The sequence below is a fragment of the Streptomyces nojiriensis genome (assembly GCF_017639205.1).
GTDB lineage: Bacteria > Actinomycetota > Actinomycetes > Streptomycetales > Streptomycetaceae > Streptomyces > Streptomyces nojiriensis.
In genome coordinates this window covers 1,141,056-1,167,128 of record NZ_CP071139.1, presented here as the reverse complement: position 1 = coordinate 1,167,128, position 26,073 = coordinate 1,141,056, and the positions used below count along the sequence as shown (strand labels likewise).

General features: G+C 73.8%; 21 protein-coding genes and 1 pseudogene. 13 read left to right on the top strand and 9 right to left on the bottom strand.

The genetic code is table 11. The features are described 5' to 3' along the window. The first annotated feature begins 26 nt into the window (after positions 1 to 26). Positions 27 to 1,466, top strand: a complete 1,440-nt coding sequence (locus tag JYK04_RS05705) for an amidase (RefSeq protein WP_189742537.1) — start codon at positions 27 to 29, stop codon at positions 1,464 to 1,466. Between the two features lie 21 nt (positions 1,467 to 1,487). Here the strand turns inward: JYK04_RS05705 and JYK04_RS05700 are convergent, their stop codons facing one another. The 4 genes from JYK04_RS05700 to JYK04_RS05685 all read right to left on the bottom strand — a co-directional run bounded on the left by JYK04_RS05700 (position 1,488) and on the right by JYK04_RS05685 (position 6,333). Continuing rightward, a complete protein-coding gene (locus tag JYK04_RS05700) occupies positions 1,488 to 2,225 on the bottom strand; it encodes a class I SAM-dependent methyltransferase (protein WP_189742535.1) in 738 nt (245 codons plus the stop codon). Positions 2,226 to 2,284: 59 nt separating this feature from the next. Next, positions 2,285 to 3,904, bottom strand: a complete 1,620-nt coding sequence (locus tag JYK04_RS05695) for a carboxylesterase/lipase family protein (protein ID WP_189742533.1) — start codon at positions 3,902 to 3,904, stop codon at positions 2,285 to 2,287. 155 nt (positions 3,905 to 4,059) lie between these two features. Beyond that, positions 4,060 to 4,965 carry a 5'/3'-nucleotidase SurE gene (surE, locus tag JYK04_RS05690; RefSeq protein WP_189742531.1) on the bottom strand — a complete coding sequence of 302 codons (906 nt, stop codon included), beginning with the start codon at positions 4,963 to 4,965 and terminating at the stop codon, positions 4,060 to 4,062. A 114-nt stretch (positions 4,966 to 5,079) separates the two neighbouring features. Further along, positions 5,080 to 6,333 carry an MFS transporter gene (locus tag JYK04_RS05685; protein ID WP_189742529.1) on the bottom strand — a complete coding sequence of 418 codons (1,254 nt, stop codon included), beginning with the start codon at positions 6,331 to 6,333 and terminating at the stop codon, positions 5,080 to 5,082. A gap of 616 nt (positions 6,334 to 6,949) precedes the next feature. Here JYK04_RS05685 and JYK04_RS05680 point away from each other — a divergent pair. The 3 genes from JYK04_RS05680 to JYK04_RS05670 all read left to right on the top strand — a co-directional run bounded on the left by JYK04_RS05680 (position 6,950) and on the right by JYK04_RS05670 (position 10,494). Continuing rightward, the gene (locus JYK04_RS05680; protein ID WP_189742527.1) at positions 6,950 to 7,699 is read left to right on the top strand and encodes a phosphatase PAP2 family protein; all 750 of its coding nucleotides are present in this window, start codon (positions 6,950 to 6,952) and stop codon (positions 7,697 to 7,699) included. A 113-nt stretch (positions 7,700 to 7,812) separates the two neighbouring features. Then, entirely contained in the window at positions 7,813 to 9,360 is a 1,548-nt protein-coding gene (locus tag JYK04_RS05675) for a carboxylesterase/lipase family protein (protein ID WP_189742525.1), read from the top strand. Between the two features lie 126 nt (positions 9,361 to 9,486). After that, positions 9,487 to 10,494: a LacI family DNA-binding transcriptional regulator gene (locus tag JYK04_RS05670; RefSeq protein WP_189742523.1), complete on the top strand. Its 1,008-nt coding sequence runs from the start codon at positions 9,487 to 9,489 to the stop codon at positions 10,492 to 10,494. 46 nt (positions 10,495 to 10,540) lie between these two features. Here JYK04_RS05670 and JYK04_RS05665 read toward each other — a convergent pair whose 3' ends face one another. Beyond that, the gene (locus JYK04_RS05665; protein WP_189742521.1) at positions 10,541 to 11,773 is read right to left on the bottom strand and encodes a serine hydrolase domain-containing protein; all 1,233 of its coding nucleotides are present in this window, start codon (positions 11,771 to 11,773) and stop codon (positions 10,541 to 10,543) included. Between the two features lie 214 nt (positions 11,774 to 11,987). Here JYK04_RS05665 and JYK04_RS05660 point away from each other — a divergent pair, with 214 nt between their 5' ends. Then, the gene (locus tag JYK04_RS05660; RefSeq protein ID WP_189742518.1) at positions 11,988 to 12,764 is read left to right on the top strand and encodes a helix-turn-helix domain-containing protein; all 777 of its coding nucleotides are present in this window, start codon (positions 11,988 to 11,990) and stop codon (positions 12,762 to 12,764) included. 3 nt (positions 12,765 to 12,767) lie between these two features. Here the strand turns inward: JYK04_RS05660 and JYK04_RS05655 are convergent, their stop codons facing one another. Both JYK04_RS05655 and JYK04_RS05650 read right to left on the bottom strand, forming a co-directional pair. Further along, entirely contained in the window at positions 12,768 to 13,529 is a 762-nt protein-coding gene (locus JYK04_RS05655; RefSeq protein WP_189742515.1) for a phosphatase PAP2 family protein, read from the bottom strand. Positions 13,530 to 13,644: 115 nt separating this feature from the next. Further along, positions 13,645 to 14,595 (bottom strand): alpha/beta hydrolase, encoded by a 951-nt coding sequence (locus JYK04_RS05650; RefSeq protein ID WP_189742512.1) that lies wholly within the window; start codon positions 14,593 to 14,595, stop codon positions 13,645 to 13,647. Between the two features lie 309 nt (positions 14,596 to 14,904). Between JYK04_RS05650 and JYK04_RS05645 the strand changes: the two genes are divergently transcribed. The 8 genes and pseudogenes from JYK04_RS05645 to JYK04_RS05615 all read left to right on the top strand — a co-directional run bounded on the left by JYK04_RS05645 (position 14,905) and on the right by JYK04_RS05615 (position 23,938). Continuing rightward, on the top strand, positions 14,905 to 15,348 hold the full coding sequence (locus tag JYK04_RS05645; protein WP_189742510.1) for an ATP-binding protein: 444 nt from the start codon (positions 14,905 to 14,907) through the stop codon (positions 15,346 to 15,348). A gap of 146 nt (positions 15,349 to 15,494) precedes the next feature. Further along, positions 15,495 to 17,135 (top strand): annotated as a pseudogene (locus JYK04_RS05640) (AMP-binding protein); the annotation flags it as partial. Positions 17,136 to 17,153: 18 nt separating this feature from the next. Continuing rightward, positions 17,154 to 17,633, top strand: a complete 480-nt coding sequence (locus JYK04_RS41030) for an acyl-CoA thioesterase (protein ID WP_229876311.1) — start codon at positions 17,154 to 17,156, stop codon at positions 17,631 to 17,633. After that, the gene (locus tag JYK04_RS05635) at positions 17,615 to 19,918 is read left to right on the top strand and encodes an oxidoreductase (RefSeq protein WP_189742505.1); all 2,304 of its coding nucleotides are present in this window, start codon (positions 17,615 to 17,617) and stop codon (positions 19,916 to 19,918) included. Before JYK04_RS41030 ends, JYK04_RS05635 begins: the two co-directional genes overlap by 19 nt. Before the next feature lie 19 nt (positions 19,919 to 19,937). Further along, positions 19,938 to 20,951 (top strand): carbon-nitrogen hydrolase family protein, encoded by a 1,014-nt coding sequence (locus JYK04_RS05630; protein WP_189742502.1) that lies wholly within the window; start codon positions 19,938 to 19,940, stop codon positions 20,949 to 20,951. Next, positions 20,948 to 22,060, top strand: a complete 1,113-nt coding sequence (locus tag JYK04_RS05625; RefSeq protein ID WP_189742500.1) for a cupin domain-containing protein — start codon at positions 20,948 to 20,950, stop codon at positions 22,058 to 22,060. Before JYK04_RS05630 ends, JYK04_RS05625 begins: the two co-directional genes overlap by 4 nt. A gap of 164 nt (positions 22,061 to 22,224) precedes the next feature. Then, positions 22,225 to 23,130 (top strand): fumarylacetoacetate hydrolase family protein, encoded by a 906-nt coding sequence (locus JYK04_RS05620; protein ID WP_189742497.1) that lies wholly within the window; start codon positions 22,225 to 22,227, stop codon positions 23,128 to 23,130. 79 nt (positions 23,131 to 23,209) lie between these two features. Then, on the top strand, positions 23,210 to 23,938 hold the full coding sequence (locus tag JYK04_RS05615) for a maleate cis-trans isomerase family protein (RefSeq protein WP_189742775.1): 729 nt from the start codon (positions 23,210 to 23,212) through the stop codon (positions 23,936 to 23,938). Positions 23,939 to 24,062: 124 nt separating this feature from the next. On the opposite strand, the gene JYK04_RS05610 is transcribed toward JYK04_RS05615, so the two are convergent. Next, on the bottom strand, positions 24,063 to 25,106 hold the full coding sequence (locus tag JYK04_RS05610; RefSeq protein ID WP_189742495.1) for a zinc-dependent alcohol dehydrogenase family protein: 1,044 nt from the start codon (positions 25,104 to 25,106) through the stop codon (positions 24,063 to 24,065). A gap of 42 nt (positions 25,107 to 25,148) precedes the next feature. Continuing rightward, positions 25,149 to 26,003, bottom strand: coding sequence for a DMT family transporter (locus JYK04_RS05605; RefSeq protein ID WP_189742493.1), 855 nt, complete (start codon positions 26,001 to 26,003; stop codon positions 25,149 to 25,151). Positions 26,004 to 26,073: the final 70 nt, after the last annotated feature.

The window sequence follows — 26,073 nt, the reverse complement described above, 5'->3', positions numbered from 1 at the left end:
GAGGTAAGGGGAAAAGGGTGGTGTCCATGGACGAGGACGGCGTACGACGTTACGAACAGGACCGGGACGACGCGGAGTTGATGTTCCAGGGGGTCGCGCGCCAGGCCGAGCTGGTGCGCACCGGCAAGACCACCTCACGCGCCCTCGTCGAGGCCGCCCTGCGCCGCATCGCCCGGACCGATGCCGTCCTCGGAGCCTTCCGCGTCGTCCTCGCCGGGCAGGCCCTCGCCGAGGCCGATGCCCGGGACGCGGCGGAGCCGACCGGTCCGCTGCACGGCGTCCCCATCGCCGTCAAGGACGAACTGGACGTCGCGGGCCAGGTCACCACCTTCGGCGGCTCCGCCAACCGGACCCCCGTCACCGCCGATTCCGAAGCGGTACGCCGCCTGCGCGCCGCCGGAGCCGTCGTCATCGGCAAGACGACGATGCCCGAGTTCGGCCAGTGGCCCTTCACCGAGTCCGCCGCCCACGGTCACACCCGCAACCCCTGGGACACCACCCGCACCCCCGGCGGCTCCAGCGGCGGCAGCGCCGCCGCCGTCGCGGCCGGACTGGTCGGGGCGGCCCTCGGCGGCGACGGCGGCGGATCCATCCGCATACCGGCCGCCTGCTGCGGTCTGTTCGGCCTCAAACCCCAGCGCGGCCGGGTCTCCACCGCCCCGAACCCGCACCTCTGGTACGCCCTCGGCACCGTGGGGCCGCTGACCCGCAGCGTGGGCGACGCCGCCCTGCTCTACGACGTGCTCGCCGGCACCACCCCCACCGACCGCTGGAGCGCCCGACCCGCCGCCACCCGTTGGGTGGAAGCCCTGGAGACCCCGCCCGGCCGGCTGCGCATCGGCTATGCGGTCAAGCCGGCCGTGCCCGGGGTGCGCCCGCATCCCGAACACGTCGGGGCCGTCCTGGAGTCCGTACGGGCGCTGCGCGAACTGGGCCACGACGTACGGGAGGTCGACCCCCGCTACCCCGACGCGACGGCCCCGTTCGCCGCGCAGTTCTGCGGTGGCGTGCGGGCCGAGGCCGACGCCGTCGAGCGTCCCGACCTGCTGGAACGGCGCACCCGGCAGACCCTGGCGCTCGCCCGGCTGGTCCCCGAGTCCGCCGTGGAGCGCGGGATCCGGGCGGGGGAGCGGCTGGCGGAGCGCGCCGACCGCATGTTCACCACCATGGACCTGCTGCTGACCCCGGTCGTCGCCGAGCGCCCGCGCCCGGTGGGCGCGCTGGACGGTGCCGGGCTGCTGACGGCGCTGGCGCGCTCGCGCCCGATGGTCGCCTACACCGCACTGTGGAACGTGACAGGGCACCCGGCCGCCTCCGTCCCGGCGGGCCTCGGCGAGGACGGTCTGCCGCTCGCCGTGCAACTGGTAGGCCGCCGGGACGACGAGGCGACCGTCCTGCGGGTCGCGGCACAACTGGAGGAGGTCCGACCGTGGGCGCAGCGACGCCCCCGGCCCCCGTCCGCCTGACGACAGGACACGCCCCGGGGGCTACGACCCGGCGGGGCGGCGGAGCAGGGCCGTCCAGAGGAAGGGCTCGCCGAACAGCGGGGACTCGGCGGGCTCGTCCCGCATCCGGCGCAGTTCGACCTCGGTCAGGTCGCTGAAGATCGCCCGCAGGGACTCCGGGGTGTAGGCGAGTCCACCCTGGAGGCCCGCCTCGCGGTAGAACTCCTCGTCGGGGATCTCGGATCCCATCGCGCCGGCCGCGAAACAGGTGAGCGCGAGATGGCCGCCGGGCGCGAGGGACCGTTCGAGGAGGGCGAGATAGCTGATGCGGCGGTGCGGCGGCAGGTGGTGGAAGCAGCCCGAGTCGTAGATCAGGTCGTACGGGCCGCTCAGCGCGGTCGCGGCGAGGTCGAAGGCGTTCCCGCGGTGGAACCTGATCTCGGCCCCCGCCTCGCGGGCCCGCTCCTCGCCCCAGGCGAGGGCCGCCGGGGACAGATCGACGGCATCCACCTCGAAGCCCACGGAGGCGAGGTGCAGCGCGTTGCGGCCCGGACCGCAGCCCAGGTCGAGGGCGCGGCCCGGGGCGATCAGGCCCCGGTCGAGGTACGAGACCAGGTTCTCGTCCGGCTTCGGCACGAAGAACGGGACCGGCTTGGAGCGGTCCGCGTAGAAACCGTCCCACCAGGACGCCCCGTCGTCCGTCCACCGGTCGGCCTCCGGTGCGAAGAGGCCGTCCAGCAGCTTCAGTACGTCCTCGACCGTGCGTATGTTCCGGTCCATCCGGCCCCCTCCCCTGATGATCCAATTCTACTCCCCGACCGGTCGGTCGGGGCCGGATCTCAGAGCGGCCGGGGAGGCTGGGTCCGCCAGAACGCGCAACTGTGCTCCGCCCCGAAGGAGGTGCTGGTGCGCGTCGCCGCCGGGTCGAGGACGAGCACAGTGGCGGATCCGGATCCGGCTCCGGCACCGGCCGGCGGCCACGGGGTCTGGCCCGGCACCACAGGGGCGCCGAAGCGGGCGAACGCCGCCCAGTAGCGCTTCATCCGGTTCCCGAGCGCGACCTGCACCGGCGTCAGAGGGCGCTCGCCCATGGTGAAGTCGTGCAGATAGGCCAGCTCCGCACTGTGCGCGTTCGACTGGTCCAGGCCCGGCACCTGCGCGCCCGCGAGCGTCGGCGACGCCGGGTCGTCGAACTCGTAGACGTACGTCGGCACCTGGGCCGCGAACAGCTGCGCCGTCCACGCGGTGTGGCACGCGAAGGTCGAGTCCGTCATGACCGCGGACAGCGCCAGATACGGCGAGCCGTACTTCGCGACCGGATAGCGCGCGAGCACCTCGGGCCCGGCCGCCCCGTGACCGGCCAGGATCTGCGCCGTGTACTGCTCGGCGGTCAGGTTCGGCTGGGTCAGGGCGACGAAGAAGCGGGCCTCGGAGCGGGTGCTCCCGATCAGCACCGGCACCTTGTTCCACGCACCGCTCCCGATGGCCCGCGCGGGAGCGACCGGCAGCAGCCCGTCACCGGCGGCCGGACCGCGCGTGGGCAGCGTACGGGCCGCCTCCACCAGCGCCGCCCCGGAGGCGGCGCGCAGGCACGCGGCCACCTCGGCGGAAGCGGTGCAGCCCGCCCGCGCGGCGAAGGACCGCGCCTGTTCCTCGGCGTCCGCACTGTCCGGCGTACCCAGCAGCGTGCACGGACCGCTCTGCAGCACGGCCCGGTGGAACAGGCCGGCGGCCGACGGCGCGGCCAGCAGCGCGCAGACGGAACCGCTGCCCGCCGACTGCCCGGAGATCGTCACGCTGCCCGGATTCCCGCCGAACGCGCCGATGTTCTCCCGGGTCCAGCGCAGCGCCGCGAGCTGGTCCATCAGCCCGAACGACCCGGAGCGCAGGGCGTTCTCCCGGCCGAGCTCGGGCAGCGCCAGATAACCGAGCTGCCCCAGCCGGTAGTTGATGCTGACCACCACGCTCCCGGTGAGGTCGGCCATGGTCCGCCCGCCGAACTGGGTACCCGTTCCCTGGCTGTACGCGCCCCCGTGCATCCAGACGATCACCGGGAGCCGGGCTCCGGGCCGGGCGGTCCCGGGCCGGTACACGTCCAGGTACAGGCAGTCCTCACTGACGGCCGACGGATCGCTCAGGCCGAAGGGCGAGAACTGCAGGCACGCGGGGGACTGCCGGGTGGCCTCCCGCACCCCGTGCCACCGGGGCGCGGGCGCGGGGGCCCGCAGCCGGGCGTCCCCGACCGGGGGAGCGGCGTAGGGGACGCCGAGGAACTCCTGCGCGCCGTCGCGGGACTGGCCGCGCAGGGCGCCCTGCGCGACGGTGACCACCGGGTGCGGTGATCCGCCGGACGGTGACGCCGCCGCCGAGGGTGGTGCGCCGGCGAGCAGCGCCACCAGGGTGAGTGCGGTACCGAGCAGGGACCTTGCCGAGGGCAGCCGTGTTCCGGGCCTTTTCATCCGTCCTCCTGGAAATGTCACCGGGTGCGTGCCGATGTCGAGCCGTTGTCGGGCCGTTGCCGGGCCGTGGTGCGGCCGCGGTCGTGCCGGGCCTGGATCCGGGGCCCGGCCGGCCGGGGCGGAGCGGCGTGCGGGCTCCGCCCCGGCCGGGACCGTCAGGGGCGGAGCCCGGCGATCAGTGCGGAGGTCAGGGCCTGGTCGACCGGCCCGGTGTTCCAGTCGGCGTTCATCGGGCTGACGGCGATCCGGTCGGCGGTCACGGCCTCGATGTCACCGCCCTTGGCTGCGGGCCGCAGGTCGACCTTGACGGTCATCTTCCAGGTGCCGTCGCCCGCGTCGGTGAAGTCCGGTTCGAGCAGGGTCTGCGGGTCCTGGAAGGTCGAGGACACCCCCGCGGCCGTCCCCTTGCCGTCCGCGCCGACCACCGGGTGGTTGACGTTCAGGCCGACGCCCTTGGGCAGCAGCGGCCCGGACCGGGCCCGTGTCCGCAGCCGGTCGATCAGCTTGACCGCGAAGTCGAGCGTCGGCCCCATCGCGTTGACCGTGGTGACCGGGTCGGGCGCGGTGACGCCCCCGGTGCTCAGCGCGATGGCCGGTACGCCGTGCTCCAGCCCGGCGACGGCGCCGCCGACCGTACCGGAGTGGGTGGCGAGACCGGCGACGTTCGGGCCGAAGTTGGTACCGGAGACGACCAGGTCGGGGGCGTCGCCCGCGAACACCTCGGCCAGCCCGAAGGCGACGGAGTCGCCCGGGGTGCCGTCGACGGCCCAGACCTTCGGCTCGGGGTGCTTCACGGCGATCGTCGGGGCGCTCATCATCTTCGTGCCGGTGCCGCTCTGGTTGGTGAGCGGGGCGACGATCGTGACGTCGTGCCCGGCGGCGGTCAGCCGCTCGAAGGCCTTGCGGATGCCGGGGGCGTTGTAGCCGTCGTCGTTCGTGAGCAGGATCCGCAACGGGCCGGCGGGCGCGGTCTGCGGCGCGGCGACCGCCGGGGCCGTGCCGGCCAGGGCCGGCGTGCACAGCAGCAGCGCGGCCAGCGGCAGAACTCGCTTGCGTCTCACAGGGTGCTCCTTGGGAGGGGAGGAAGTCGAGGGTGAGCAGGGGTGGGGACCGGCGGGCGCACGACCCTCGGCGTGCGCCCGCCGGAGCTGCGGACGGGCGACCCGGCAAAGGGGTCAGCGCACGCTGCGGATCGGGAGGATGGCGAGCGCGCCGACCAGCGAGAGGGCCCCGCCGACGAGGAAGAGCGGGGTGTAGCCGCCCAGGCCGGTGACGACGGCCGAGGCCACGAACGGGGCGATGATCTGCGGCCCGGCGTTCGCGATGTTGAGGACGCCCATGTCGCGGGCGGCGTCCTCGGCCCGCGGGAGGACCAGGGTGACGAGCGCGGTGTCGACGGCCATGAAGCAGCCGAAGGCGAGCCCGTTGAGCGCGCTGAAGACGAGCATGCCGGTCCAGGTCGGGCTGACCACGGGGACCACCATGACGAGCCCGGCGAGGGCCGCCGATACGCCGACGAACACCTTGCGGCGGTTCCAGCGGTCGGACAGCAGACCGCCCACCACGGTGGAGACGGCCATCGCGACCATCGACACCGGGGTGAGGACGGCCATCGCGGCCGGCGGCGTCAGCCCGTCGGGCAGCGTGATGTGGTCGCCGAGGATGTACAGCTGGTAGCCGACGACGGAGAAGTAGCCGAGGACCATCAGGGCCCGGCCGATGAAGGCCCACCGGAAGTCGTGGTTGGCCAGGGCCGAGAGGAAGGCGGCCAGTTGGGCGCCCTTGGGCCGGGCGGGCGCCGCGGTGGCCGGCTCGGTGCGCGGGACGTCCCGGCAGAAGGCGCTGAGCAGCAGGGCGGACCCGGCGACGACGGCGCCGAGGACGAGGTAGCCGGTGCGCAGCTGGTCCGCGGTCCAGGAGGCGATGAGCACGCCGACCGTACCGCCGATCGGCAGGCCGAGCCCGACCAGTGCGGACGCGGTGCCCCGGCGGGCCGCGGGGATCCGGTCGGGCACGATCGCGGTGACCGCGGCCTGGAAGACGTTCATCGTCGCCTGGATGAGACACCAGCCGATGCCGACGAGCAGCGCCGTGGTCGCGCTGCCGAGGGCGGCGAGGAGGACGAGCGAGGCCAGGCCGCCGCCCACGATCCACGGGTTGCGGCGCCCGCTGCGGTCGGAGAGGGCGCCGGCGATGGGGTTGAAGGCGGTGGCGAAGACCGCGCTGACGCCGCCGATCAGGCCGAGTACGGCGACCTTGTCGTCGGGGGCGATCGCGGCGACCTGGGTGGGCAGCAGGACGGAGCCGACGCCCATGTAGAGCGCCATCATCGCCGAGTTGGCGACCAGCAGGAGCGACAGGAGACCACGCCGGGCGGCGGGCTCCCCGGTCGGGGGTACGGACGGTTCGACGACTTCGGGCGTGGCCATGACGACTCCTCGGGGGACGGAGCGGGGAGGTGGCGTGCGGGGGAGAGGTGACGAGAGGTGACGTGCGAGAGGGGGCGGCCCGGGAAGGGGCGCGGGACGGCGTAGCCGTCGGGGCGTGCGATGGCGGACGCCGTTCGTAACGTGATGTTGTTACACGTGTCACCAAGTGCGGTGGACACTGTGTAGCACCCATTTCCGGGCTCCGCCAGGTCCTGCGGCCGGTCGTTGTGCAGATCGTGACCGTCGGAGGAGTCGGCATGCCATGACGTGTAACCACCCGGTGGCGGCCACCCGGCACCGCAGATGTGTCGAGAAACCCTCTTGCTCTTGTGGCGGTCGTGACGCATCGGCAATACTCCGTGCCGCACCGTGGCGATCCTGTCGCCGGCGGGCTTCCCGCCCGCCCCGGCGTCGCCGGGTGCCGTGCGCCCGCCGCCGCGTTCCCGTGGCTTCCGGCCGCACCCCGATGCCGTATCCCGATGTCGTGTGACCGGCTGCCGTTCCCCGACCGCGTTCCCCCGTGGCGCCCCCCGACGCCCTCCCGTGCGCTCCACCGTCCCGTGCCTGCTCTCCGCGTGCCCCCACCGCTTGGGGAGACGACCGTGAAAGGCCCGCCATGTTCCCCTCGCCCTCCTTCGTGCCGCCGTCCCGGCCGCCCCTGCCGGTCCCTCCGCCCCGGCACCACCTTCCGGCGGCCCCGCCGCGTCATGCGCTCGGCCTCGGCATCGCCCTCCTGGTCCTCGCGCTGCTGACCGGGCTGTTGCTCCGGCTGGACCGGCGGCCCTTCTTCCAGGAGTTCGACGACCGCTGGGCGGCCTCGGTGAACGACTCTGCCGCCGCGGGATCCGCCGGCGCCGGCGGTGACGGCCTCGGCGGCCTCACCACCGTCCTCGACCGGCTCGGCGGCCCGCTCGGCACGGTGCTGCCGCTGCTGGTGGTCGGCTGCCTGTGCGTCTACGGGCGCTGGCGCTCGGGGCTGTTCGTCTTCACGGTGACCGTCGTCGCCAACCTCGTCGTGCTGCTGCCCCTCAAGCAGCTGGCCGACCGGCCGCGTCCGCCGCACCCGTGGGTGCTGGTCAGCGACGGCTCGTACCCCTCCGGGCAGGTGTTCGGCGCGGTGACGCTGGTGGTCTCCGTTGCGGTGGTGCTGTTCCCGCCGCGTGCGCGACGCTGGTGGTGGGCGTTCGGAGCCGTGTACGTCCTCGCCATGATGGGCAGCCGGACCTGGCTCCACGCCCAGTGGCTCAGCGACACCGTCGCCGGCGTCCTCGTCGGCGCCGGGGCCTGCCTCGTCCTGTGGCGGGCCTTCGCTCCGCTGCTGGAGACGGAGTCGGAGCGGATGGCCTCGAACAGCCTGTGGCTGTGAGGCGCGCGCCCCGGAGCTCTCGATATTGAGACTCATTGACGTTCGACAAATTTCCGCCATATTTTCGATCGGCGGCGCGCACCCAGCGCGCGGCAGCGAGGAAGGAACGGCTCATGTCTCACCCCCCAGGCGAGGACCGGACGGTGGTGGACCTGCCCGCAGGACGCCTGCGCGGCGCGAACGAGGGCGGGGTCACGGTCTTCCGGGCCGTGCCCTACGCCGCCCCGCCGGTCGGTGACCTGCGCTGGAGGCCCGCCCGGCCGCACACCGGCTGGAGCGGTACGCGGGACGCCACCGCCGACGGCCCGAGCGCGCCGCAGATGTACATGGAGGGCGGAGATCCGGTGCTCGGCGGGCACGGGTCACCCCCCTTCGACGAGGACTGCCTGACCCTGAACCTCTGGACACCCGCCGTCGACGACGCCCGGCGCCCGGTCCTGGTCTGGATCCACGGCGGCGGCTTCGTGTCCGGCTCCGGCTCGCTGCCCGGCTACTCCGGCGAGACCTTCGCGCGCGACGGCGACCTCGTCGTCGTGAGCATCAACTACCGCATCGGTCCGCTGGGTTACCTCTACCCCGGTGACGGGGAAGGCGGTGCGGGGGACGAGGGCGGCAACTTCTGGCTCACCGACCAGCTCGCCGCCCTGCAGTGGGTGAAGGAGAACGTCGCCTCCTTCGGCGGCGATCCGGAGTGCATCACGGTCGCCGGGCAGTCCGGCGGCGCGGTGTCCACCGCCGCCCTCGCCGGCCACCCGCAGACCGAGGGCCTGATCCGGCGGGTGATCCTGCAGAGCCCGCCCTTCGGCCTGGACCTCCCCGGCCCGGCGGCGTATCTGGAGCGCACCGCCGCCTACCTGGAGCTGGCCGGCGCCAAGGACCTGGCGGAGCTGCGCGCGCTGCCCTGGCCCGAGCTGATCGGAGCGGGCGCCGGGCTGTTCGCGCAGACCATGCGCTGGGGGTACTGGCCGACGCCCTTCCTGCCCGTGATCGACGGAGTCACCCTCTCCGGCCACCCTGCGGAGGCCCTGCTGGGCGGGGCCGCGGCCGATGTCGACGTCATGATCGGCTGGACACGGGAGGAGGCCAACTTCGGCTTCGCCCTCGACGAGGGGTACGCCGCCGCCACCCGGGAGCAGGTGACCGATCGGATCGCGGACACCTTCGGGAGCGAAGCCGCGGCGGGCGTGTACGCGGCGTACGAGCGGGCCCGGCCCGGAGCCCGGCCCGCCGACGTCCTGATGGACCTCATCACGGACGAGCTCTTCCGGATCCCGGCGGTACGGCTGGCCGAAGCGCGCGCCGAGACGGGCAGTCCGGTATGGGCCTACCAGTTCGACCTGCCGACCCCCGCGTACGAGGGTCGTCTCGGCGCCGCGCACTGCCTCGAACTCCCCTTCGTCTTCGACAACTTCGACCAGTGGGCGCACGCGCCCTTCCTGGCCGGCCTCGCCCCCGCCGTCCGTGACGGCCTCGCGTACGCCATGCACCGGGCCTGGATCGCCTTCGTCCGCACCGGCGACCCCAACCACCCCGACCTGCCGCAGTGGCGGCCGTACGACACGCGCAACCGCACCACGATGCGCTTCGACTCGGTCGTGACCGCACTCGACGACCTCGCGGGAGCCTCCAGGCTCCTGCACACCCCCGCCCCCTTGATTTGACTCGTGTAACCTGAGAAGGAAGGAGTCACCCGAGCGAAACCGGTGCCCGTGCCGGTGCTCGTGCCGGTGCCCGTATCGGTGCCTGATGGGATGCCGGTCCGAGCAGAAGGAGCGTCGAGGGACGTCATGACCAGAGACACGCACGTCCCCGCGTCCATCACCAGCGCCGACGTGGCCCGCCTCGCCGGGGTGTCACGTGCCACGGTCTCCTTCGTCCTGAACGACACCCAGGGCCACCGGGTGAGCGCCGGCACCCGTGCCCGCGTGCTCGACGCGGCCAAACAGCTCGGCTACGTACCGCACGCGGCCGCCCGTTCCCTGCGCGCCGGCCGCAGCAACCTCGTCCTGATGCCCTCGTCGATCTCCGCGATCGGCCGCCTCGTCAGCGACTGGGTCGACGATCTGCACAGCGAGCTCGACCGCTTCGGCTACACGGCCGTCCTGCACGCGGGCCGGTTCGCCGACCCCCTCGACGCCGCCCGGGCCTGGGCCGAACTGCGCCCCGCGGCCGTCGTCGCCCTGGACGGAGACCGCTTCACCGCCCAGGCGGCCGAGGTACTGGCCCGCGCGGGAGTGCGCGGCCTGCTGGCCTTCGCGTCCCACCCCGTCGAGGGGGTGTACACCGTCGGCTTCGACCACACCCGGATCGGTGCCACCGCGGCCGAGCACCTCATCGCGCGCGGCCGGACCCGGATCGGCGTGGTGATGCCCCGGGAACGCGGCCTCGGCGCCTTCGCCGAGCCCCGCCTCGCGGGCGCCGAGTCGGTGGCGGCCCGGCACCCGGCCACCGTCACCCCGTTGGAACTGTCCTACACCCGGGAGTCCGCGAGCGAGCTCGCCAGGCGCTGGCGCAGCCTCGGCCTGGACGCCGCCTTCACCTACAACGACGAGTACGCCGCCCTGCTGCTGCACGCGCTGCGGGCCGAGGGCATCTCCGTCCCGGACGAGGTCGCCCTGGTCGGCTGTGACGACCTGGTCCTCTCGACGCTCCAGCAGCCCCCGCTCACCACGGTCCGGCTGGACATGCCGTCGGCCGCGCAGATCGCGGACGCGGTGCACGAGCTGATCGAGACCGGCACGGCGGCCCCGGTGCCGGCCGTGAAGCCGGTCCTGGTCCACCGCCTGACCTCCTGAGTTCCTGGCCTGCCGGCCTCCTGCCCTGCTGGTCCGCCGGCCTCCGTCAGTCCTCGACGGCCTGGTAGAGGGTGGTCCAGAAGTCGTGGACGAGCCGTGAGGAATCGGGGGTGGACATCCCGACCTGGGTGAGCAGGATCCCGGTGAGCCGATGGTGCGGGTCGGCGTAGGCGGTGGTGCCGGTACCGCCGTCCCAGCCGAACTGGCCGACGGGCGCGTAGCCGTCGCGGTGCGTGCGTACCGCCATTCCGAAGCCCCAGCCGCCGAGCAGTCCCTGTCCGGCCGTCATGTGGGCGACGTTCCCGTACATGGCGTCCCGGGCGGCCTGCTGCCCGGACGTGAGGCGGTTGGTGGTCATCAGCTCGACGGCGGCCCGGGACAGGATCCGTTCGCCGCCGTGCACGCCGTGGTTCAGCAGCATCCGGAAGTAGGCGTGGTAGTCGTCGACGGTGGAGACCAGCCCGCCGCCGGCGCCCTGGAACGCCGGGGGCCGGCTGGACCTTCCCCCGGCCGCCTCGTCCCAGACGAGGAACTCTCCGGTCTGCGGATCGGGCCCGTACAGGGGCGGCAGCCGGTCGATGCCGTCGGCGGGTACGTGGAAGCCGGTGTCCTTCATCCCCAGCGGATCGAGGACGCGTTCGCGCAGGAACGCCTCCAACGGGCGGCCCGCGACCCTGGCGACCAGCACGCCGACCACCTCGTTGCTGAGGTCGTACTGCCATCGCTCGCCGGGCTGGTACGACAGCGGCAGCTCGCCCAGGCGGCGCATCCACTCGTCCGGCCCGGGCGCCGGCCCCGAGGCCACGCCGTAGTCGGTCCGCGCGAAGGTGGCGGCCCGGATCGGGGTGTCCAGCAGGTCGAAGTCCACTCCGAGCCCGAACGTGGAGGTCAGCAGATCCCGTACGGTGATCGGACGCCGTGCCGGGGCGGTGTCCTCCAGCGGGCCGTCGGGCCGCTTCAGCACCCGTCGGCCGGCGAGTTCGGGCAGCCACGGGTCCACCGGGTCGTCCAGGCGCAGCCGGCACTCGTCGAGCAGGACCATCGCCGCCGCCATCGTGACCGGCTTGGACGCGGACGCCATCCGGAAGATCGTGTCCCGGCGCATCGGCGCGCCACCGTCGTGGCGCATCGTCCCGATCGCTTCGACGAACGTCCGGCCGCCGTGGCCGACGAGGGCGACGAGCCCGGGAATCCGCTTGGACTCGACGTGTCGTGTCAGTACCTCGCGCAGTCTGCTCAGCCCTGCTCCGGCCAGGCCGCTGTCGCTCGTTCGCCTCATGATTCCCCTCGTGCACGGTGTCGGACCCCCGGCAGCCCCGGTGGTCCCGGCGGCTCCACGACCCCGTCGAGGCGGCCGTGCACCGACCTTCCACCCTGACCCGAGGTCAAGGTCAACACCCGTCGCGGACATGGGCCGACGCGAGCTACCCTCGCCCCGGTGATCGCCGCGGTGATCGCCCGGAACCCCCACGAGCGAGAGGTGTGCCGAGCCGATGACAGACGGGCTCACGATCGGTCAGGCGGCCGCGTTCGCCGGCGTCACGGTCAAGACCGTGCGGCACTACCACCGGCTCGGCCTGGTCGCCGAGCCGGGACGCGACGGCTCCGGCTATCGGCGCTACCGATCGGCCGACCTGCTCCGGCTGGTCCAGGTCCGGACCCTCGCCTCGGCCGGCGTGCCGCTGGCCGAGACGGTCGAGCTGCTCGCCGCCGATCCCGAGAAGTTCGCCGCGGCCCTGGACGACGTACGCAGCCGGCTCACCGAACGGATCGAGGACCTGAGCGCACGCCGGGACACGCTGCACCGACTCACCGACGGCGACCGCGCCCTGCTGCCCGACCGGGCCTGCGCCGCCCTGGACCGACTCACCGACCTCGGGTTCGGCCCCGACTACGTGGCCACGCAACGAGAGGCCCTGGTGCTGGCCCGGGCGCTGATCCCGGAGGTCTTCGACAGCTTCCTGACCCGGCTCCACCACTCGCTCGACGATCCCGAGTACGTCGAACTGACCAAGCGCGGCGCGGACGCCGCGTCCTGGGATCCCGACGACCCGCGGATCGAGGAGCTGGCGTCCCTGCTGACCGGCAAGCTGCTGGCGGACCGGGCGCTGCTGACGATGCCGACGGGGTCCCGGGGCCGGTCCGACACCGCCTCCCGGTACGGACTGGTCAACCACCACCGCGAGGACCGGGCGCCGGCCATCGCCCGGCTGAACGCACTGGTCGAGGCGAACCTGCGCGCCGCCGGTATCGACATCCCGTACCAGTGACGGTCAGGCCGTACCCGCGCCTGCGGCCGCCCCCCGGCGGTCGTGGGCGCGGGCACGTTCACGGGCGAGTGCCGGACCGAACAGCCACCACGTCAGCAGTCCCGCCCCCGCGCCCGCCGCGGCCCCGGCCACCGTGTCGCTGAGCCAGTGCGCGTGCAGCCAGGTACGGCTCCACATCATGGCCAGCGTGAAGACGGCGCCCCCGGTCCACCACGCCCGCCGCCGGGCGGCCGGGACCAGCAGGGCCCCGAGGACGACGACCAGGAGCGCCGCCGTGGCCGCGTGGCCCGACGGGAAGGAGCCGTGGTCGACGCGGACCAGCGGATGCGCCGGGCGCGGCCGGTCCACCAGGTGCTTGAGGCCCTGGACGACGAGCATGTTGCCGCCGATGGTGGCGGCGAGCAGGAAGCCGGCCGACACCCAGCGCCTCCGGACGAGCAGCAGGAGCAGTACCGACAGCGGTATCAGGGAGCCGACCGGACCGCCGATCAGGTCCAGGATCGTGGCGGCGGCCTGGTAGATCCCCTCGTGCGGGCCGCCCATCCGGATCAGCCACCGGTCGTCCAACCCCTGGAAGGGCGGATGCGCGACGTCGGCGCGGACGACGAGGGCCGGCAGTACGGCGGCACCCAGGAGCAGGAGGCCCGCGACGAGGACGCCGCGGTCGCGCGGGGCCCCGGCCCCGGCGCGTCGGCCGGTGCCACCGCAGCGGTGCGGTCCGCGGGGTCTGCCGTGCGGGGTGGTGGTGGTCGGGTTGGCGGACATGGCTGCCTCTCGTGGCCGCGGCGGGGGCTCGCGGCCGGGTGTGCTGTGAAGGGAACGCGGGGGCGCGGCCGTCGCCGCGCCCCCGCGGCGGAACAGGGGTGCGGGACCGGCGCCGTCAGGCTCCCGCGCCGAGGTGCCGGGCCAGGAAGGCCACGCCCCCCTCGACGATGCCGGGGATGTCGCAGGAGCCGAGGAAGATGTGGTCGGCGCCCTCCACGGGCTGCAGGGTGACCTCGCCCCCGGCGCTCTTCAGGGCCGCGGCGAGGGCTTCGCTCTGGCTGTACGGGACCAGGCCGTCGGCCGTGCCGTGCACGAGCAGGAACGGCGGCGGCTTCGAGCCCTCCGCGTACGTCACCGGGCTCGCGGCCCGCGCCAGGTCCGGCCGTTCGGCGACGGTGGCACCGAGCAGGGCCTCGTAGGGATCGGGGAACTCCGTACCGGGCATCGCCGGCATGGGGTGCTCGGCCAGGGTGACGAGGTCGGCGACGCCGTACCAGTCGACGACGGCACGGACCCCGGTCTCGCCGGAGCCGACGCCCTCCGCGCCCTCCAGCGCCGCGCCCCGCGGGCTGTCGGGGCCGACGAGGCCGGCCAGCGCGGCCAGGTGACCGCCTGCGGACTCGCCCCAGACGCCGATCCGGTCCGGGTCGATGCCGAGGTCGCCGGCGAACGCGCGGACGTAGCGGATCGCGGCCTTCGCATCGTGCAGCTGGGCCGGGAAGGGCGCCTCGAGGCTGTGCCGGTAGTCGATCGAGACGAGTGCGAGGCCGGCCGCCAGTACCGCCCCGTGCAGCAGGCCGGCGGGGACGGTCGGCGGCGGGTAGCGGCGGTCGCCGTCCAGCCAGCCGCCGCCGTGGATCCAGACGACCGCCGGGAACGGGCGTTCGCCGGCGGGCACCTGGACGTCGAGCAGCCGGGGGCGGTAGCCGGGCGTGGTGGCGTAGGTGATCCCGTCGAAGCGGCGGACGCCGTCCGCGCCCGTCACGGGCGGTACGGGGGACCGGTACGGCGGGGGTGGCCAGGTCATGTCGGCGATGTCGATCTCGGCGGGGGGAGATTGTGTCATTGCGGCCCTTCCAATGTCGGCGGTGTCCCGGTGTCCCGGTGTCCCGGTGTCCTCGTGTCCCGGTGTCCTCGTGTCCCGGATTCCGGGTGGCTCTGTGGCTCTGTGGCCGGTGGGGCGGACGCAGGCTTCGCGTCGTTTGTCCGGAATGCTTGCGCGAGTCACCGGGGGAGGCGTAGCGTGTTACACGTGTAATCAAGGACTCTAGCGACGCGTTTCCGCTGACCACAAGCCCATGGACGATCCGGATTCGGGATCAGTTACACGAGCTACTGCAGTGGCGGCGCCGCCTTCCCCCTTCGGGAGCGCCTCATGCTCACCATCGCCGACCCCTCTGCGGTTCCCGCGGTCCGAAGCTTCGTCCACTGGGTCTCCGACCCCGTCGCCGCGAGCGTTCCGCAGGTCAGGTCCCGGGTGCGCGCCGCCCTCGACGGCTGGCGGGTCCCCGCCGACGTGGCGGACGCCCTGCTGGTGGCCGTCAGTGAACTCGTCGGGAACGTCGTCCGGCATGCGGGCGGCGCCGGACGGATGCGCGTCACCGTCGCGGAGGGTGGCGGCTGGCTCCGGCTGGAGGTCGCCGACCGGGGCTCCGGGCTGCCGAGGCTCCCTGCGCCCCGTGCGGAGGTCGACCCGGAGTCCGAGGGTGGGCGCGGGCTGCTGATGGTCCACCTGCTGACGGCCGAGCTGGGCGGCGAACTCTCCGTCGTGGCCCACGAGTCCGGCAAGTCCGTCCGGGTCCGCGTCCCCGCCTCCTGAGGCGCGTCACGGGTGCCCGGAGGGCCCGGAAGGCGCCCCGAAGGCCTCCCGCGCCCCATGCTATATCGCGAGATGTTGACGAGCGCCAAATATTCGACATACGGTGCACCCGTCTCCCCGCTGCTCCCTGATCGAGGTGCCGCCCCATGGAGCTCTCCCCTTCCGCGTACGCCGATTCCTTCTGTCGTGATCGGCTTCCGCCTTTCCCCCTCTGGCCCGAACTCCACTTCGAACTACCGGAGTTGGAGTACCCGGACCGCCTCAACTGCGCCCGGCGCCTGCTCGACGACGCCGTCGAGCGGCACGGCCCCGACCGTCCCTGTCTGCTCACCCCGACCGAGCGCTGGACCTACGGCGAACTGCAGCAGCGCGCCAACCAGGTCGCCCAGGTCCTCACCGAGGACTTCGGCCTCCGGCCCGGCAACCGCGTCCTGCTGCGCGGCCCCAACAACCCCTGGCTCGTCGCCGCCTGGTTCGGCGTCCTGAAGGCAGGCGGGGTCGCCGTCACCACCATGCCGCTGCTGCGCGCCGGAGAACTCGCCGAGCTCACCGACATCAGCCGGCCCTCGCTCGCCCTGTGCGACCACCGCTACGCCGACGAGCTCGACCCGGGCCGCCGCCCCGGCCTGCCCGCCCTGCCGGTCCTCACCTACGGCGGGCCCGGACCGGAGGACCTGGCCGCGCGCTGCGCCGCCAAGGACGGCCGGTTCACCACCGTGGTCACGGCCGCGGACGACGTGGCACTGATCGCCTTCACCTCCGGTACCACCGGCCGGCCGAAGGCGACCCTGCACTTCCACCGCGACGTCCTGGCCAACGCCGACACGTTCTCCCGGCACGTCCTCAAGCCCCGCCCGGACGACGTCTTCACCGGCACACCGCCGCTCGCCTTCACCTTCGGGCTCGGCGGGCTGGTGGTCTTCCCCCTCCACGCCGGGGCCGCGACCCTGCTGATCGAGCAGGCGGCCCCGCTGCAGCTGGCCGACCTCGTCGCGGAGCACGGTGTGACCGTGCTGTTCACCGCACCCACGGCCTACCGCGCGATCATGGAGGCGGGGGCGGTGGACCGGCTGGCCGGGCTCCGCCGCTGCGTGTCTGCCGGCGAACCGCTCCCGGCAGCGGTGTGGCACGAGTTCCACGCCGCCACGGGCCTGCGCATCATCGACGGCATCGGCGCCACCGAGATGCTGCACGTCTTCATCTCCGCGGCCGACGACGACATCCGCCCCGGTTCCACCGGCCGCCCCGTTCCGGGCTACCGCGCCGCCGTGGTCGACGAGAACGGCGACCCCGTCCCCGACGGGCAGCCCGGCCTGCTCGCGGTCACCGGTCCCACCGGGTGCCGTTACCTGGAGGACCCGCGCCAGGCCTCGTACGTCAGGAACGGCTGGAACATCACCGGCGACACCTACATCCGCGACGCGGAGGGCTACTTCTGGTACGTCGCCCGCAGCGACGACATGATCGTCTCCTCGGGCTACAACATCGCGGGCCCCGAGGTCGAGAAGGCCCTCCTCACCCACCCGCACGTCGAGGAGTGCGCGGTGGTCGGGGCCCCGGACACCCGGCGCGGCATGCTCGTGAAGGCGTACGTCGTCCTGGGCGCCGGTGTCCCGGCCGACGGGGCGACCGTCCGCGAGCTCCAGACCCACGTCAAGGAGACCATCGCCCCGTACAAGTACCCGCGTGCCGTCGAGTTCGTCACCGCGCTCCCGCGCACCGGCACCGGCAAGCTCCGGCGCGGTGAACTGCGCGAACGCGCCCGCACCGAAGCCGCCCCCGCCCCCGATGCCGCGCCCGGCCCGGTGTCCGCCCCGGCGTCCGCCGAGCCGGCCGGCGTCGTCGTCGAACGCCGCGTCGAGTGGACCGACACCGACGCCGCCGGCCACTACCACCACTCCACCGTCGTGCGCTGGGTCGAGGCGGCCGAGGCCGTCCTCCTCCACCGCCTGGGCCTCTCGCACCTGTTCGGCAGCACGCCCCGGGTCCACTTCGAGGCCGACTACCGGGCCCGCCTCTGGTTCGGGGACGCCGTGCGCACCGAGCTCAAGGTCACCAAGGTCGGCACGGCCTCCCTGCACTACTCCTTCACCGTACGGGGCGCGCAGGGCGGCGAGGCGGCCACCGGCCGCATGGTCATCGCCCACTCGGCCGCCCACGCCACCGGGTCGACCCCCTGGCCCGACGGCGTACGGGACCTGCTCGGCACGGCCGGACCACAGCAACCGGAACTACTCACCACCGCACCATCGGCAGGAGGCACGCCGTGCGCGTCGCAGTCATAGGAGGAGGGCCCGGCGGACTGTACTTCGCGGCCCTCACCAAGCAGCTCTCCCCGCACTGGGAGGTCACCGTCTGGGAACGCAACGCCCCCGACGACACCTTCGGCTTCGGGGTCGTCTTCTCCGACGAGACGCTCGACGGCATCGCCCAGGCCGACCGCGAGATCTACGAGGCGATGTCGGCCGAGTTCGCCCGCTGGGCCGACATCGACGTCCGCCACCGGGGGAGCACCCTCACCTCGGGCGGACACGGCTTCGCCGCCCTCGGCCGGCAGCACCTCCTGCGGATCCTCCAGCAGCGCTGCGCCGACCTGGAGGTGGACGTCCGCTACCGCACCCAGTCCCCGCCCGCGGCCGAACTCGCCGCCGGATACGACCTGGTGGTGGCGTGCGACGGTGTCCGGTCGGCCACCCGCGCCGCCTACGCCGACACCTTCGTCCCCGACCTCGACGAGCGCTCCGGCCGCTACATGTGGCTCGGCACCGACAAGGTCTTCGAGGCCTTCACCTTCATCGTCGACGAGCAGGACTTCGGCACCCTCCAGGTGCACGCGTACCCCTACGACTCCACCCGCTCCACCTTCATCGTCGAGATGGCGGAGGACGCGTGGCGGCGCGCCGGCTTCGAGGAGTTCGCCGACCGCGACCATCCGCCCGGCACCAGCGACGAGGACAGCATCCGGCGCTGCGAGGAACTCCTCGCCGACCACCTCGACGGCCACCGCCTGATCCCCAACAACTCCAAGTGGCTGCGCTTCACCACGGTCCGCAACAAGACCTGGCGGCACGAGAACGTCGTCCTGCTCGGCGACGCCGCCCACACCGCGCACTTCTCCATCGGCTCCGGCACCAGGCTCGCCATGGAGGACGCCCTCGTGCTCGCGGCCAGCCTGCACGAGCACCCCGACGTGCCGACCGCCCTCGCCGCCTACGAGCAGGAGCGCAGGCCGGTCGTGGAATCCACCCAGCGCGCCGCCCAGGCCAGCCTGGAGTGGTTCGAGCACATCGACCGGTACACCGGCCAGGACCCGCACCAGTTCGCCTTCAACCTCCTCACCCGCAGCCGCCGCGTCACCTACGACAACCTGCGCGTGCGCGACGAGGGCTTCACCACGGCGGTCAACCGCTCCTCGGCCGTGCCGCCGATGTTCCGCCCCTACCCGCTGGGCGGCCTGCTGCTGCGCAACCGGGTCGTCGTACCGCCCACCGCCCTGCACACCGCGCGCGACGGGATCCCCGGCGACTTCGACCTCGTCCACCTCAGCACGCAGGCCATCGGCGGCGCCGGGCTGGTCCTCGCCGGAATGACGGCCGTCAGCGCCGACGGCCGGGCCACCCCCGGCTGCCCCGGCCTGTGGAACGACGAACAGGAGGCGGCCTGGCGACGCCTCACCGACTTCGTCCACGGCCAGTCCGACACCTGCCTCGGCATCCAGCTCACCCACGCCGGACGCCGCGCGGCCACCCACGGCGGCGGGCAGCCGGTCGCCGCCTCGGCGCTGCCCTGGGACGAGCGCGGCCCGGTGCCGCGCGAGGCCGACCGGGCCGACATGGACGCGCTCGTACGGGACTTCGCGGCCGCGGCCCGGCGGGCCGACCGGGCGGGCTTCGACGCGCTGGAACTCCAGTACGGGCACGGGCACCTGCTGTCGGGCTTCCTGTCGCCGCTGACCAACCTGCGCACCGACGAGTACGGCGGCGATCTGGACGGAAGGCTGCGGCTCCCCCTGGAAGTGCTGCGCGCCGTACGGGAGGTGTGGCCGGCCGGCAAGGCGCTCCTCGTGCGGATCTCCGCCGCGGACTGGGCCGAGGGCGGCACCACCGAGGCCGACGCCGTCCGGATCGCGGGCGCGCTCGCCGAGGCCGGCGCCGACGCCATCGACGTCTCCACCGGCGAGGTCGTCGCCCACGAGCGGCCCCGCTACGGACGCAGCTACCAGACCCCGTACGCCGACCTCATCCGCAACGCCACCGGGGTCCCCACCATCGCCGTCGGTGCGATCTCCACGTACGACGACGTGAACTCGATCATCCTGGCCGGCCGGGCGGACCTGTGCGGCGTCGGCCGCGCCCAGCTCCACGACCCCCTGTGGACCCTGCACGCCGCGGCCGCCCAGGGCTACCAGGGCCCGGCCGCGCCCTGGGCCCGCGCCTGGCGGGCGGGCAGCGGGCGGCCCCCGTCCGCACGGACCGACCGGATCCCGCCGCGCCTCGAACTCCTGCGGCAGCCCGCCGAGTCCGCCCACCGCCGCTGGCTGCCCCGCGCGGCCGTGCCCGCCCACCGATGAGCCGGAGGTACCCACGCCCATGGACAGGGACCACCTGCCCCGCTTCACGGCCGCGGCCGTCCAGGCCGCGCCCGTCTACCTCGATCCCGCCGCCACCGTCGACAAGGCCGTCGCCCTGATCGCCGAGGCCGCGGCCGGCGGCGCCGAACTCGTCGTCTTCCCGGAGGTGTTCGTCCCCGGCTACCCCTACTGGAACTGGACGATGAACCCGGTCCAGGGCTCGCCCTGGTTCGAGCGGCTCCAGCGCACCTCCGTCGACGTCCCCGGCCCGCACGTCGACACCCTGCGCGCGGCGGCCCGCCGGCACGGCGTCGTCCTCGTCATCGGGGTCAACGAGCGGGCCGCGCACAGCCTCGGCGTCCTCTACAACACCCTGCTCACCATCGGACCCGACGGCGAACTCCTCGGCGTGCACCGCAAGCTGGTGCCGACCTGGGCCGAGAAGCTCACCTGGACCGGCGGCGACGGCAGCTCGCTGGTCGTCCACGACACCCCCGTCGGCCCGCTCGGTGCGCTGGCCTGCGGCGAGAACACCAACACCCTCGCCCGCTTCGCCCTCCTCGCGCAGGGCGAACTCGTCCACGCCTCCTGCTACATCGCCCTGCCCGTCGCCCCCGCCGACTACGACATGGCCGACGCGATCGCCGTCCGCACCGCCGCCCACAGCTTCGAGGGCAAGGTCTTCTCCGTCGTCGCCTGCTCCACCGTCTCCCCGGAGATCGTGGACGCCATCGCCGGGGACGACGAGGAGCTGCGGAAGCAGTTCACCCGCCCGCGCAGCGCCCTGTCCGGGATCTTCGGCCCCGACGGCCGCCCGGTCACCGAACCCCTCGTCGACGACGAGGGCATCGTCTACGGCGAGATCGACCTCGCCCGGTGCATCCAGCCCAAGCAGATGCACGACATCGTCGGCCACTACAACCGCTTCGACGTCTTCCGCCTCGAAGTGGACAACCGTCCCAGGCCGCCGGTCACCTTCACCGCGCCCACCGCGGCGCCCACCGCACCCGCCGCTCCCGAGGAGGACGTATGACCATCGAGCAGGACGACACCGTGCTCGGCCGCGCCCGGGTGTCCGACACCCCCGAGCTCACCGCGTACTACGAGGAGCTCGGCACCCTCGACGCGGGCGCCCTGTGGACCGTCGCCAACGACATCGAGCCCTGGTACCCGCAGCCCCGGTCCGTGCCCGTGCTGTGGCGCTACGCCGACCTGCGCCCCCTGGTCCACAAGGCCCTCGGCCTCGTCAAGGGCGACGACGCCGGCCGCCGCGTCGTCATGCTCGTCAACCCGGGCCGCAAGGAGGTCAGCGCCGCCGCCGGACTCCTCTACACCGGGCTCCAGATCATGGGCCCCGGCGAGGCCATGACCGCCCACCGCCACCAGGCCGCGGCCCTGCGCTTCGTCCACGAGGGCACCGGGGCCTGGACCATCGTCGACGGCCAGAAGCTGAAGGTCGGCCCGCGCGACTTCGCCATCACCCCCAACGGCACCTGGCACGAGCACGGCAACGACGCCGACGACGCCCCCGTCATCTGGCAGGACGGACTCGACATCCCCCTGGTCAACGCCCTGGACGCCGGCTTCTACGAGGTCCACCCCGAGCTGTACCAGACCCCCGGAAAGGTCATCAACTCCTCGGTCCTGACCTACGCGGCGAACCTGCTGCCCTACGGCGTGGAGAAGTGGACCCGGCCCTACTCGCCGCTGCTCGCCTATCCCTGGGAGCCCACCTACGAGGCCCTGCGGGGCCTCGCGAAGGCGACCGAGGGCTCCCCGTACGACGGGGTCATCGCCGAGTACACCAACCCGGTGACGGGCGGCCCGGTCATGCCCACCATGGGCGCCCACATGCAGCTGCTGCGGCCCGGCCAGGCCACCCTCGCCCACCGCCACACCGGCTCGGTGATCTACACGGCGGCCAAGGGCCACGGCGTCTCGGTGATCGCGGGACAGCGCTTCGAGTGGAGGCAGGGCGACATCTTCTGCGTCCCGTCCTGGGCCTGGCACGAGCACCACAACCTCGACCCGGCCGAGGACGCCTGCCTCTTCTCCTTCAACGACTTCCCCGTCATGCGCTCGCTCGGCTTCCACCGGGAAGAGGCGTACACCGACAACGGCGGCCACCAGCCCTCCCCCTGAACCGCTCCGCCGCACCGGACGCCGCCGGCCCTGACACCGGCCCCGGTGCGGCGGAGCACCGGCCGGGTGCGGCGCACCGCCCGGACCGGGTCGGTGGCGGCACCGGCCGAGCGCCGCCACCGACCCACCCCCGCGCACCCTCCCCTCATACGCAAGGAGCCCCCATGCGGTTGGTCAGCTACACCCTCGACGACACTTCCGTGCGTCTCGGCGCGCAGGTCGACGACCTCGTCGTGGACCTCACCACCCTGGCCCGGCGGGCCGGCGTGCAACTGCCCCCGGACCTGCTGTCCTTCATCCGAGCCGGCGCTGCGGCCCAGGAGGCCGCGCGCGGACTGCTGGCCGCCGGACCCGCGGCCTGGCCCGCCGAGGCGGTCCACCGGATCGAGGCCGTGTCCCTGCGGGCCCCGCTGCGCCCCGGCAAGATCATCGGTGTCGGACTCAACTACGTCGAGCACGTCGAGGAGTCCAGCCGCAGCCTCGACACCGACAAGGACCTCCCGCCGCGCCCCGTCCTCTTCGGCAAGCCCGCCACCGCCGTCACCGGCCCCGGACAGCCGATCCTGCACAACGCCGACCTGACCACCCAGCTCGACTGGGAGTGCGAACTCGCCGTCGTCATCGGCCGCCCCGCCTTCCGGGTGGACGAGGAGGACGCGTACGACCACATCTTCGGCTTCAGCATCGTCAACGACATCAGCGCCCGCGACCAGCGCCGCTCCGGCCAGTGGTTCTTCTCCAAGGGGCAGGACTCCTACGCCCCCTTCGGCCCGGTGGTCGTCACCCGCGACGCGATCCCCGACCCGATGGCCCTCGACCTCTCGCTGCGCGTCAACGGCGTCACCAAGCAGAAGTCGAACACCCGGCACATGCTCTTCCCGATCGCCCGCCTCATCGCCGACATCAGCTCCGGCATGACCCTGGAGCCCGGCGACGTCATCGCGACCGGCTCACCGTCCGGCGTCGGCGCCGGCATGGTCCCGCCCGAGTTCCTGCGCCCCGGTGACACCGTCGAGGCCACCGTCGAAGGCATCGGCACCCTCACCAACCCCGTCGTCGACGCCCGCTGATCCGCCCGGCCCACAAGGAGTACCCGTGTCACCCCGCACCTACCGCATCGGCCAGATCGTGCCGAGTTCCAACGTCACCATGGAAACGGAGGTCCCGGCCATCCTCCGGGCCCGCCAGGCCGTCGTACCCGACGAGCGCTTCACCTTCCACTCCAGCCGGATGCGCATGACCCATGTGACCCCGGAACAACTGAAGGCCATGGACGCCGACTCCGACCGCTGCGCCGCGGAACTCTCCGACGCCCGGGTCGACGTACTGGGCTACGCCTGCCTGGTGGCCATCATGAGCATGGGCCTCGGCTACCACCGCACCTCGGAGAAGCGCCTGCACACCCGGACCGCCGAGAACGGCGCGCCCGCCCCGGTCGTCACCAGCGCCGGAGCCCTCGTCCACGGGCTGCACACCATCGGTGCCCGGAAGATCGTGCTGCTGGCCCCCTACATGCGCCCGCTCACGCGGACCGTCGTGGACTACCTGACGCACGAGGGCATCGAGGTACTCGACCACCAGGCCCTCGAGATCCCCGACAACCTCGACGTGGCCGCCCACGACCCGGCCCGGCTGCCGGGTCTCGCGCGGGCCCTGGACTACGCCGACGCCGACGCGGTCGTGCTCTCGGCGTGCGTGCAGATGCCCTCGCTCGGCGCCATCGAGGAGGCCGAGCAGCTCCTGGGCAAGCCGGTGGTGTCCGCGGCGGTCTGTACGGCCCACCAGATGCTGCGGTCCCTGGACCTGGACGCGGTGGCACCGGGGGCGGGCCACCTGCTGTCGGGCGCGTACGCGCGGACCCCGCTGCCGTCGGCCTGACCCGGCGGGGCCGGGGTCGGGCGCGGTGGGGCGGCTCCCGGAGCCGAGCACGCGGCGCCGGCCCCGGCCCCGGCCTCCCCGGATCCGCCGGGGTCGCACCGCCCGCACCACCGAGGCCCCCGGCCTAGGAGCCGGGGAGGATGATCGTGACCCCGCGCCCGGCCGCCGTGCCCATCGCGGCCAGCGCCGCCGGGGCCGCGTCGAGCGGGATCGTCGAGGTGACCAGCAGGTCCGGCCGCAGTACCCCGCCGCGGACCATCTCCATCATCGGCGGGTAGGCGTGCGCCGCCATGCCGTGGCTCCCGAGGACCTCCAGCTCCCAGCCGATCACCCGGTCCATCGGCAGGGCCGCCGCGCCGGCCGCCGCCGGCAGCAGTCCCACCTGTACGTGCCGCCCGCGCCGCCGCAGCCCGGCCACCGAGGACGCCGCCGTCGCCGGTGAGCCCAGCGCGTCGAGGGACAGGTGCGCGCCCCCGCCGGTCGCCTCCCGGACGGCCCGCGCGGTGTCGGCGCCGTCCCGGGCGTCCACGCAGTGCACGGCGCCGAACTTCCGTGCCAGATCCAGCGCCCCCGGCGCCGTGTCCACGGCGACCACTCGGGCCCCGGCCGCCGTCGCGATCATCACGGCGGAGAGCCCGACCCCGCCGCAGCCGTGCACGGCCACCCATTCGCCCGCCGCCACCCGGCCCCGCGCCACCACCGCCCGGAACGCCGTCGCGAAACGGCAGCCGAGACCGGCCGCCGTCGCGTACGAGAGCTCCTCCGGCACGGCCACCAGGTTCACGTCGGCATGGTCCAGGGCCACGTACTCGGCGAAGGACCCCCAGTGCGTGAACCCCGGCTGCGTCTGCCGCGCGCACACCTGGTGGTCACCGGCCGCGCAGTCGGCGCAGCTGCCGCAGGCGCACACGAACGGCGCCGTGACCCGGTCGCCGACCCGCCAGTTCACGACGCCGGTCCCCACGGCCTCGACCACACCCGCGAGTTCGTGCCCGGGGACGTGCGGCAGCACGATGTCCGGGTCGTGCCCCATCCAGCCGTGCCAGTCGCTGCGGCACAGCCCGGTGGCCTCCACCCGCACCACCACCCCGCCCGCCGGCGGAGCCGGCTCCGCCACCTCCCGCACCTCGGCCTGCTCGCCGTACCGCTCGAAGACCACCGCTCGCATGGATCCCGCCCTCCGCTCGACCGACCCGCAGGCTACCGGGCCTCACGGCGCGCCCTCCCCGGCCCGGGCCAGTGCCAGGACGCCCGCACAGATCAGGGCGATGCCCAGCAGCTGGGGGAGCAGCCACCAGCCCGACCGCAGGTGCTCCTCGTACAGCACCACCCCGAGCGCGATGCTGATGCTCGCGTCGCCCAGGGTCAGCGCGGGCTGCGAGGCGACCAGCGGGCCGCCCTGCATGGCGTGTTCCAGCAGGAGCAGGGCGCAGATGCCGCTCGCCCCGAAGGCGTACGTCTCCCAGGTCGTCAGGAAGGCGACGAAGCCGTCGTCGTCGAGGACGTGCACGGCGGACTTCATCAGCGCGGCGGTGAGCGCGTAGCAGACGGCGGTGGCGGCACCGAGGCAGCCGGCCCGGGCACGGCCGGGCGGCAGGCGCAGCCCGGCCACTGCCAGGGCGGCCACGACGACCGCGCACGCCGACAGGGCCACCACCCAGCGCTCCGGCGGCACGTGCGTCCGGTTGCCCATGGGCGAGGCGGCCACGAGCGCGACCCCGAGCCCCGCCACCACCCCCGCCACGGCCAGCCACATCGCCCGCGGCAGCCGCCGGCGCGTCATCAGTGAGGCGATCAGCAGTGCGAGCGGCAGCTCCAGCACGAACAGCGGCTGTACGAGCGCCAGCGCGCCGGTGGCCAGCGCGAGGGCCTGCCCGACCCCCGCCGCGATCACGGCCAGGATGCCGCCGATCCACAGCGGGCGCCGCAGCAGATCGAGGACCAGACCGAGGCGGAAGCCGTCGCTCTGCGGCACGGTGAGCGCGGCGCGCCGCTGGAGCACGGTGGCGAGCGCGTTGCTGAACGCCGCGAACAGCGCGAAGAGGACCGGCAGTACGACGCCCATGCCCCGATCCTCACGGCGCCCGCCGCCCCTCCGTGCCACGACACCGGGCCACGGCCGTCACGCCTGGCGC

Excerpts from the sequence above, each read along its gene's own strand:
- JYK04_RS05705 (WP_189742537.1), top strand. The coding sequence starts at position 27 with ATGGACGAGGACGGCGTACGACGTTACGAACAGGACCGGGACGACGCG.
- JYK04_RS05700 (WP_189742535.1), bottom strand. The coding sequence starts at position 2,225 with ATGGACCGGAACATACGCACGGTCGAGGACGTACTGAAGCTGCTGGAC.
- JYK04_RS05695 (WP_189742533.1), bottom strand. The coding sequence starts at position 3,904 with ATGAAAAGGCCCGGAACACGGCTGCCCTCGGCAAGGTCCCTGCTCGGT.
- JYK04_RS05685 (WP_189742529.1), bottom strand. The coding sequence starts at position 6,333 with ATGGCCACGCCCGAAGTCGTCGAACCGTCCGTACCCCCGACCGGGGAG.
- JYK04_RS05680 (WP_189742527.1), top strand. The coding sequence starts at position 6,950 with ATGTTCCCCTCGCCCTCCTTCGTGCCGCCGTCCCGGCCGCCCCTGCCG.
- JYK04_RS05675 (WP_189742525.1), top strand. The coding sequence starts at position 7,813 with ATGTCTCACCCCCCAGGCGAGGACCGGACGGTGGTGGACCTGCCCGCA.
- JYK04_RS05670 (WP_189742523.1), top strand. The coding sequence starts at position 9,487 with ATGACCAGAGACACGCACGTCCCCGCGTCCATCACCAGCGCCGACGTG.
- JYK04_RS05665 (WP_189742521.1), bottom strand. The coding sequence starts at position 11,773 with ATGAGGCGAACGAGCGACAGCGGCCTGGCCGGAGCAGGGCTGAGCAGA.
- JYK04_RS05660 (WP_189742518.1), top strand. The coding sequence starts at position 11,988 with ATGACAGACGGGCTCACGATCGGTCAGGCGGCCGCGTTCGCCGGCGTC.
- JYK04_RS05655 (WP_189742515.1), bottom strand. The coding sequence starts at position 13,529 with ATGTCCGCCAACCCGACCACCACCACCCCGCACGGCAGACCCCGCGGA.
- JYK04_RS05650 (WP_189742512.1), bottom strand. The coding sequence starts at position 14,595 with ATGACACAATCTCCCCCCGCCGAGATCGACATCGCCGACATGACCTGG.
- JYK04_RS05645 (WP_189742510.1), top strand. The coding sequence starts at position 14,905 with ATGCTCACCATCGCCGACCCCTCTGCGGTTCCCGCGGTCCGAAGCTTC.
- JYK04_RS05630 (WP_189742502.1), top strand. The coding sequence starts at position 19,938 with ATGGACAGGGACCACCTGCCCCGCTTCACGGCCGCGGCCGTCCAGGCC.
- JYK04_RS05625 (WP_189742500.1), top strand. The coding sequence starts at position 20,948 with ATGACCATCGAGCAGGACGACACCGTGCTCGGCCGCGCCCGGGTGTCC.
- JYK04_RS05620 (WP_189742497.1), top strand. The coding sequence starts at position 22,225 with ATGCGGTTGGTCAGCTACACCCTCGACGACACTTCCGTGCGTCTCGGC.
- JYK04_RS05615 (WP_189742775.1), top strand. The coding sequence starts at position 23,210 with ATGGAAACGGAGGTCCCGGCCATCCTCCGGGCCCGCCAGGCCGTCGTA.
- JYK04_RS05610 (WP_189742495.1), bottom strand. The coding sequence starts at position 25,106 with ATGCGAGCGGTGGTCTTCGAGCGGTACGGCGAGCAGGCCGAGGTGCGG.
- JYK04_RS05605 (WP_189742493.1), bottom strand. The coding sequence starts at position 26,003 with ATGGGCGTCGTACTGCCGGTCCTCTTCGCGCTGTTCGCGGCGTTCAGC.